Annotated in this window: 8 protein-coding genes; 4 read left to right on the forward strand and 4 right to left on the reverse strand. The window is 43.6% G+C overall.

Translation table 11 applies throughout. The features are described from left to right. Window positions 1-1,098 (reverse strand): peptide chain release factor 2 gene (gene prfB, locus F6K57_RS32325; protein ID WP_293072144.1). Its coding sequence is split into 2 segments (ribosomal slippage), with 1,097 coding nucleotides annotated over them: window positions 1-1,025 and window positions 1,027-1,098; the frame shifts between segments, so codons are not numbered across the junction. This gene is flagged as partial in the annotation. A gap of 555 nt (window positions 1,099-1,653) precedes the next feature. Between prfB and F6K57_RS32330 the strand changes: the two genes are divergently transcribed. Continuing rightward, window positions 1,654-1,800 (forward strand): hypothetical protein, encoded by a 147-nt coding sequence (locus tag F6K57_RS32330; protein WP_293072145.1) that lies wholly within the window; start codon window positions 1,654-1,656, stop codon window positions 1,798-1,800. A gap of 391 nt (window positions 1,801-2,191) precedes the next feature. Here the strand turns inward: F6K57_RS32330 and F6K57_RS32335 are convergent, their stop codons facing one another. Continuing rightward, window positions 2,192-3,283 carry a hypothetical protein gene (locus F6K57_RS32335; protein ID WP_075902651.1) on the reverse strand — a complete coding sequence of 364 codons (1,092 nt, stop codon included), beginning with the start codon at window positions 3,281-3,283 and terminating at the stop codon, window positions 2,192-2,194. Between the two features lie 1,317 nt (window positions 3,284-4,600). On the opposite strand from F6K57_RS32335, the gene F6K57_RS32340 reads away from it, so the two are divergent. Beyond that, entirely contained in the window at window positions 4,601-4,687 is an 87-nt protein-coding gene (locus F6K57_RS32340; RefSeq protein ID WP_229424439.1) for a hypothetical protein, read from the forward strand. A 40-nt stretch (window positions 4,688-4,727) separates the two neighbouring features. On the opposite strand, the gene F6K57_RS32345 is transcribed toward F6K57_RS32340, so the two are convergent. Both F6K57_RS32345 and F6K57_RS32350 read right to left on the reverse strand, forming a co-directional pair. Continuing rightward, window positions 4,728-5,513, reverse strand: a complete 786-nt coding sequence (locus F6K57_RS32345; RefSeq protein WP_293022418.1) for an HAD family hydrolase — start codon at window positions 5,511-5,513, stop codon at window positions 4,728-4,730. A 255-nt stretch (window positions 5,514-5,768) separates the two neighbouring features. Then, window positions 5,769-6,614: a pentapeptide repeat-containing protein gene (locus F6K57_RS32350; protein ID WP_293022420.1), complete on the reverse strand. Its 846-nt coding sequence runs from the start codon at window positions 6,612-6,614 to the stop codon at window positions 5,769-5,771. A gap of 355 nt (window positions 6,615-6,969) precedes the next feature. On the opposite strand from F6K57_RS32350, the gene F6K57_RS32355 reads away from it, so the two are divergent. Both F6K57_RS32355 and F6K57_RS32360 read left to right on the forward strand, forming a co-directional pair. After that, window positions 6,970-7,341, forward strand: a complete 372-nt coding sequence (locus tag F6K57_RS32355) for a hypothetical protein (protein WP_293022422.1) — start codon at window positions 6,970-6,972, stop codon at window positions 7,339-7,341. Window positions 7,342-7,409: 68 nt separating this feature from the next. Continuing rightward, the gene (locus F6K57_RS32360) at window positions 7,410-8,621 is read left to right on the forward strand and encodes a site-2 protease family protein (protein ID WP_293072146.1); all 1,212 of its coding nucleotides are present in this window, start codon (window positions 7,410-7,412) and stop codon (window positions 8,619-8,621) included. The last annotated feature ends 151 nt before the right edge of the window (window positions 8,622-8,772 follow it).

Genomic DNA, 8,772 nt, shown 5'->3' on the forward strand with positions numbered 1-8,772 from the left:
TGATTTTCTTGACGCAGATACGCTTCAATGAATAAGTCAATATTACCATCAACGACATCATTAACTGCTGTGGTTTCGAGACTAGTGCGTAGATCTTTCACCATCTGGTAAGGATGAAACACATAATTTCTAATTTGGTTTCCCCAAGCCGCTTCCACCATGTCCCCTCGAATTTCGGCAATTTCTTGAGCTCGTTGCTCCTCAGCAATCACGAGTAGCTTAGCTTTCAGCAGTACTAAGGCTTTTTCTTTGTTTTGCAATTGAGAACGCTCCTGAGTACAGCGCACAGCCAGGCCGGTAGGAATATGGACAATCCGCACGGCAGTTTCTACCTTATTGACGTTTTGTCCTCCCTTACCACCAGCACGGGAGGTGGTAATTTCTAAATCCTTCTCGGGGATTTCCAGCTCAACGGTATTATCCACCGCAGGCATCACTTCTACTCCAGCAAAACTAGTCTGTCGCTTACCGTTAGCATTAAACGGGGAAATTCTAACCAGTCGATGAGTACCTTTCTCCGCTTTTAGGTAACCATAGGCGCGGAGTCCGTCTATTTCCAGAGTGGCAGACTTAATCCCAGCTTCATCCCCTGGGGAAATTTCCGCTAGGTGGGCTTTATAACCATGGTTCTCTGCCCAACGGGTGTACATGCGCAGTAATATGTCAGCCCAATCTTGGGCATCGGTTCCACCAGCCCCTGCATTGATGGTGAGCACAGCACCTAATGCGTCGTAGGTACCAGATAACAGCTGTTCCAACTCCCAGCGATCCAGTTCTTTATTCAGCTGAGTCAAGTTGGTTTGAGCTTCTGCAAGCAGTGCCTCATCGGTTTCTAGTTCTAGCAACTCCAAGATCGCTTTAGTGTCTTCCAAACTTGATTGCCACTGTTGATACCGTTGGAGGTTAGATTTTAGGTCGTTGAGTTGTTGAAGGGTCTGTTGAGCAGACTTTTGATCATCCCAAAAATCCGGTTGAGCTGCCAGCTGCTCTAAATCTTCAATTTTGGCATTCAGAGCAGCAATGTCAAAGATAGTCCTGGGTTTTACCCAGGCGCTCCGACAAGATTTCGACTGCCCGTTTCTGCTCTACGGTTTCCATAACGTTTCCATCCTTTACCAAAAATTTTGGGTAATCGCGCCCCGTCCTTCGTTCGACGGCTTTTTTTTGTTCGCAACTGAAGGCTCCAAAGGAGCATCTATGTATTGACAGTTTTCTTGCACCGTGTTATTATCAAATCATAACAAAAAAATAATTAATGTTCTAGATAAACATGATCTTGAATAAGTAGACAGTGTAAAAAACATGTTTTGAGATAATCATGTTGCACTGCGCAAGTCTAACGATTTGGAAGTCTATGAAAGTCTAAGATTAAAAAAATGTTCATCTAAATTTATTATCTAAATTTGTTATCTATTTTAGGTACGGTGGGGCACACCGAAACCTAGGTCATAGATCAAATACGCTTGTGGAGAGGAGACCTCTATTTTTCCTGGCTCCGGCCTGGTTAAACAAGTCACCCCGTGGAAGCAAGAATCCCCGTCATTCCAGGACGGGGAGTGTCAAAACACCATTATAACACCAGCAGGGGGGTCTTCTTGATTCTTACTACTATAAATTTAAGATATACTTAACTATTGACTAGCAGTAACACCAATGCGTTCGCTTTTAGCGGAAGCTGAGGCCGTAGGCCACGCTTTGCGAACGCTTCATCGCGTAGCGTGGCCTACGGCCAATCCCGTAGCGGCTCTGAAAGAGCATCGCAATCTCAAATCCCCCCGTCAGCATCTACTGAACAATTAGGTGTTATTTTTTTTTTAGAAAAATCGTCGATTTTTCTATATCATAAGTATCGATGAATTGGTGTTAAAATTATTAGCAATACTAGGAGATATAAGGGATGTATCTTCCTCGTTTGCTGGAAAATTACTTGACTTATTTTAGTTATTTTATTTTTTTAACTAGACTCTTAATATCTAAAATAATTTTAGAAAAATCGAGGCGATTGCCATTTTTTGTTTAAGTAGATCTACCTGAGTATGAAACAGCCCGATCTGGCCATGGGGGGGCAAGGGGGAATTCCTACTTGCTACTTGCTACTTGCTACTTGCTACTTGCTACTTGCTACTCCCATTAACCCAAGCATTAACCCAAGATAAAATTCCCTCAACCAATTGAGAAGTGCTACATGATATCATAACGCCTTCTGCTCCAGGTCAGAGAATAACTCCAGCAGTCTTTGAGTATAAGGAAGCAACAGGGAAAGCTGATCTGACTCTACACGAGCGTTTAGTTCATCCACCAGTAACTGCAACATTTTTTCCGCCAGTTTCCAACTTACGTCTACACTAGGAAATACCAGTAAACACAACGGCAACAGTTCCTGTTCTATTGATGTCATATTCCCTTCCAAAGCACATAGCCATAGGTAACCCTGGAACATTTCTAAATCTCTGATAGTCGAAGCCTTAATTCCTGGATCGTCCAGCCCTCCCCGACGGCTAAAATGATCAGAGTGCAATTGCTCTGTGCGTTGGTAGACAGTCTGAGCAATATCCTGACTAGCAGGTAAGACTTGCTCGACTAACGCTAAGGTAGGTGAGTTAAAATCATGCAAAGCCGCTGCATTACAGATTCGTTGCCAGGGGATAGAAACTTGCTCCTCCACAAACTTAAAGTAGGGACTGAGCAAAATTTGTTCTGGTAATGTCAGCCGATTGAGTACTAATTTAGTGCTGAAGTGAAACTGTGTAGTAACAAAACCAATGGCGCGACGGTCTTTTGCTGATATATGTTTCTCCCGCAGTTGCCGCAATACAGGTTCGAGAGAGGTGGCTAACTTTTCTATGGCTGGCAATTCTAGCGCTACCATTGTCCACGGGCTAGAGAAATCTGTGAAGAAATTAATTGTCTCTCCTAGTCGTATTGCTGCCATTAAACTAGAATTCGGTGATTGCTCCTGGTAAATTTCTAGTACCTTTTCGTAAACCGAGCCAACAAATTCAGCAATTCGCTTAGCCTCAGTCAAATTAACCACATTAGGAATATAGGAGAACATAGCATCTGTTTTAATTCCTGCACACTCACAATTAATTTGGATTAAACGCTGTAACTTGGTAACTGTTTGAGTGCGCCCCTTTCTAGAAGCAACGTCTAGCAAATCAGAAATCTTTAAAAAATCATTATTTTTAGCGATAATTGATAAATCTGGTACATAGCGATTTGCCCAAAAATTGACTAAGCGCTCAACCGATGTTTTGTTGAATCTTGGAGTGTTGATCAGCAAAGCTTGTTCCTCAGATGTCTAAAAAATTATTTCTATAATCCCTTTAAGTAAATTTTTACTTGTGGCGTTAAATCCAACAATTAATTGTGAAAGCTTTAAAAAAGCTGTAGAGCACTCCATGGCAACTAATAGCCAATAGCAATTCTTCGGTAGATTTACAACAAATAAATATCATTAATAATAGGTAATTGGTAACTGATAATTAGTAATTATTACTTTTTAATGGGTAATGGGTAATTGGAGTAGGTGCATCCCATTGTTAGAGACATAAAATCGTAAGCACTCAGCCGTTGGCCTTAGACCACGCTACTTGAGGTGCTGTCAGCCTAATCCTTAAAATAAACCTCGTTCGCCTAGGGTGCGCCGATACGCAAACAGGAGAATTTAATAGTTCGAGATTAATGAGAATTTAAAGTTTGGCTAAAACCCCTTGGCCGTTGGGGACGCTACGCTAACAGCTTTGTGGCACAGGCTTCGACCCTCGGACGTAACTCAGATTAAATGAATGCTTAACTCTTGTCTTGATACAGTCGCTCATGGCGCATGGGTCTGTGTTCGGAACTTGCTTCCGCACCTGTCAGCCATGCAAAGCGCGAGTGGTTAGAAGTTACCGTAAGACAGGCTCGCCTTAATCAATAAGTTTTAACCCTTTTATGCATTTGAAGTTACCGTAAGAATAAGGCAGCCTTAATCAATAAGTTTTAACCCTTTTTCCCATAGCCGACCAACCATTTTGGCTGCCTTATTCTAAGGCGCGCGTCTTTGAGCCTACCAACCATAAAGGCTCAACGTAATCAGGTTTGGTCTCCGGGGGAAACCCCCGCAGGTCGGCGCTGCATCGCTCTCCAGCGCCGTGGAAACCACGGCAGTCGCTCATGGGGGAGACCCCCGCAGGTCGGCGCTGCCTCCCCAAGACCGTAATGGTGCGTTTGACCCGTAATTAAATTCGCCACGGGTCGCACCTCTGCATCGCTTATTCAAAAGCACCTCCAGTAGCCTGTGCTATGGGCATAAGCACATCAAGTAGCGTGCGCGTAGCGCTAATCGCTGTTCGCTTACATTTTTGTATTATTTATACACATGATAAACGTGATTCATTTTAATTATGTAAAGATTTATTTAAGTTTAGTAAAAAAAAAAACAATACAATGATAATTCAAATATAGCGTTTCTAAATGAGTCGTGAACACAAAACTAGCTGAAAGTCTTAGTTAAAGACAGTGCTTGTTTCACACATCAAATGGAAACGCTATAGCAAAATTAACAACTGATATCATGTCTGGTTACCAATTACCGGTTACCGATTACCAATTACCAATTACCGGTTACCAATTACCAGTTACCGATTACCAATTACCAATTACCGGTTACCGATTACCAATTACCAATTACCAATTACCCTAAATCATTCCATTAATCAGCCAAGCCGTGCAGCCCAAACCACTTATCCAGTAAAGGTTTTCAGTAGTAACAATTGTGCTAACTCGCAAAAGCCTTCAGATTCTTTAGCATAAGTCACATAAGCTGGCTTATGAGTCAAATAACTAGTGTAGTCTAAGACATTAGCCACCCCTACTGATAAAGGAAACTTGCTGGTATCAAACATAGACTCATCATTAGGACTGTCACCAACGGTGATAATCTCCTCTGGTTTGAGTTGGGGAAAGTGTCTGGTTAACACTTGTAGCAAGCCTGTTGCTTTATCTTGCTCGATTGGCTTAATATGGCACTGAACTGTACTGTAAGTGAAGCCCCAACCCTGTTGTTGACAGAGTTCTGCCAGGGTTTGTAATTGGACAAAGGCTAATCGATTAACATCAAATGTCCAATCCGTCAACCGAAAGCGGTTATCCACAGATTCTTGTAGCTGGGGAAATTGAGCTTTTAGGACTTGGAAGGTGTGATTGAGACTCTGGCGATGCTGGTTTAAATCTTCAATAGGGGTTAAGATATCTGGGATTTCACTATCTTTGGGGAAATATAGACCGCCATTTTCTGCGATCGCTCCTGTGACCGGCAGATAAGTTTTCAGAGCATTAACCCAGCCAGCGGAACGACCAGTAATCAGCAATACTTGGATTCCTGTCTTGGTCAATTCTTCTAGGGCATGGAATAAGGAGGAAGTAAATTTGCCACTCAGAGTTAGAGTGCCATCAATATCGGTAGCAATTAAACTAATACTTTCAAAGCGATTAGTCTCAAAAGCCTCAGACAGAGGTGCAAGGGACATAAAATTATAGGAACTTCCAGCTAATTATTCACCGAATGTCATACTAAACCCTGGGAGGACAGTTTGAGTGGTGAACAGTTGATTAAGTTTTAGTAAGTTTTAGCCTCATGTCAGTTTCCTATCCAACGCGATTGGCCGTAGGCCACGCGGGGCGCGTTCGCAATCGGATCGGCTGAGTAGAATTGCTCGATATCCTACTAGACTTTGGGATTCGGTCCTGATTGAGCTGATCAAAATCTGGCTTCAACTGTTCAACTATTGATGCTGACTGCCACTTGGCATGATCGCTTTGCTAAGTTTAGCTTCACGCAGGTTAGCCTGATTCAGATTAGCATCAATTAAAACAGCTTCAATCAATATTGCCTCGCTAAGATTCGACCAACACAGGTTAGCTCGGTATAAATTAGCCTTGGTGAGATTAGCACCATGGAGAATTGTCCAACTCATCCTTGCTCCTCTGAGATTCGCATCCGTTAGGATAGTGTTTCTCATGGTGCAGCCACTTGCTATTGCACCACTCAAGTCTGCTTGATTGAGATTGGCCTTAGTCAAGTTGGCTCCATTGAGTAGGGTATGGGACAAATTTGCCCCAATCAGATTGGCTTCGATCAGAATACAGTTGTTGAGGGATGCTCCCTCCAAAATCGCTCCCTCCAAGAGGGCTTGGGAAAGCTTGGCTCGGTTCAAGGATGTGCTAATCAGTTTTGCGTGACTCAAGTTAGCATCCTGGAGAATTGCCTCACTCAGAATTGCTTCACTCAGATTAGCTTTACTGAGATTGACTCCAATCAGGCGGCAACTGCGTAGATTGGCATTACTCAAGTTAGCCTTGGCTAGATTTGCTTGACTGAGGTTACTAACAATGAGGTTGGCTTCACACAGGTCACTTCCCTGTAGATTAGCACCAGATAAATTCGCTTCTCGCAGATTGACACCTTTAAGAATAGCGTCCTTGAGACAACTCTGGCTGAGATTAGCACGTCGTAGGTTAGCTTGGCTCAGGTTTACTCCCGCCAGAGATACTCCCTGTAGATTAGCTTCTGGAAAGTCCCGTTCTCCAGCAGCATATCGCTTCAGTAATTCTTCCCCATCCATCATCATTCCTTTAACCTTGACAACTAATAAGCTAGGTGGTATTGCTATATGGCATCTAATATGAATTATTATTGCTAGACTATGCTACTTTTATTTGCCAAAGTGCCAGCAAAAAGCGCAATGATAGTGTAATCGTGTATTGGTCAGACAATTATGAAATATTAGGGAATCGGGAATAGGGAATAGGGACGGGGGAATCACGAGAGTGTGTTTGTGTTAACCAACAGATAAAGGTGCGATTGGTTCCGGTGTCTTCCTCCTCTTTCGGTTTCTTCTTAATCTCAGCACCTATCTAAATTTGCTATATAGACCAATATTATAGTATAATGGTGAGTTAACTCCTCACTAAAATTTGGTGTTCATGGCAGACTTAACTGGCACTTGGCTCGGAACTTACTGGCAAGGGGGAGTACCCACCCGGTTTGAAGCAACTCTGGTTCAAAGCAAGAATACCATCACTGGCAATAGTTTGGATGACGGCTACTTAGGAGAAGCCCAGCTAAGTGGTGAGGTAATCGGACGGCGCATCCAATTTACCAAGCGATACATCTCCAGCTCATCGACTCCAATCCAGTATATTGGTACCCTGGCTGAGTCAGAAGATTTTATCAATGGGCAGTGGATAATCGATAAATATAACACCGGTCCTTGGGAAGCTCGTCGTAGTGGCAATGACCTACTTGCAGACCTAAACAGTCGTCTGAGTGAGCGGATGCCTGTGGCAGTGCCATAACCCAGAACAGAGGAGTTAATTTATCCTGGATAGTACAGGTATCGAAGGTCTCAGAGAAGGAAAATGTGATGCTATCAGGTTGGCGAGTTGGCTCTCTATTCGGAATCCCACTGTTTTTAGACCCATCGTGGTTTTTCATCTTGCTATTGGTAACGATGATTAATGCACGAGAGTTCGACTCTAGCCTAGGGTCGATTTTGGCTTGGGTAGCTGGATTGGCGATGGCACTGTTGTTATTTAGTTCTGTACTTTTACATGAATTAGGTCACAGTCTAGCTGCCCTCTCCCAAGGCATCAAAGTTAATTCGATTACCCTATTTATATTCGGCGGGATTGCGTCCATTGACCGAGAATCAAAGACTCCAGCAGAAGCCTTTCAAGTAGCGATCGCAGGACCATTAGTGAGTTTCATCCTCTTTGGTCTGTTTTATGTGCTAACTCTGACATTACCCACCTCGGCTTGGGGATATACCATCGCCAATGAGATAGCTAGAATCAACCTAGTCTTGGCATTATTTAACCTAATTCCTGGTCTACCTTTAGATGGTGGACAAGTGTTGAAAGCAGCAGTCTGGAAACTAACTGGGGATCTCTTTACAGGTGTCCGTTGGGCTGCCAGAACGGGTAAGGGGTTTGGGCTTGTAGCCCTATCCTTGGGATTAGGAATGACTCTGCTGACTGGTACCTTGTCATTCATTTGGCCAACTCTGATTGGCTGGTTTATTTTTCGCAATGCCAGCGCCTATGACCAGCTAACCACCATACAAGAAGTCTTACTTAAGCTTATGGCATCTAATGCCATGACCCGTGACTTTCGGGTGGTGGAAGCCAACCAGACCTTACGTTCTTTTGCTGATGAGTATATCTTAACCGATAGGCAAAACCCAATGCCCTACTACGCTGCAGCTAATGGACGCTATCGTGGGCTAGTGAAAATTGAGGATTTACATTTTGTCGAGCGTAGTCGTTGGGACACTGAGACGTTGGAAACTATAGTGCGCCCTTTATCAGAAATTCCCACAGTGGAGGAGAAAACACCGTTGGTGGAGGTGATTAACAGCTTAGAGGAGCTTAACCTTAAGCGTATAAGCGTACTTTCTCCCGCAGAAGCTGTGGCAGGTGTCATTGACCGGGGTGATATAGTCAGAGCTGTTGCTAGAAAGCTAAATTTGGCTATCCCACCGGCTGCTATCCAGCGCATCAAAGCTGAGGGGGTTTATCCTCCTGGGTTTCAGCTGGTAGAAATTGCTAAAACCCTTAATTCTCTAACAAACACCTAATACCGAGTTGCATTCAAAGAGAGTAGATAGGGAGATAGGGAGATAGGGAGATAGGGAGATAGGGAGATAGGGAGATAGGGAGATAGGGAGATAGGGAGATAGGGAGATAGGGAGATAGGGAGATAGGGAGATAGGGAGATAGGGAGATAGG

Source organism: Moorena sp. SIO4A5, from assembly GCF_010672005.1.
Classification (GTDB): Bacteria; Cyanobacteriota; Cyanobacteriia; order Cyanobacteriales; family Coleofasciculaceae; genus Moorena.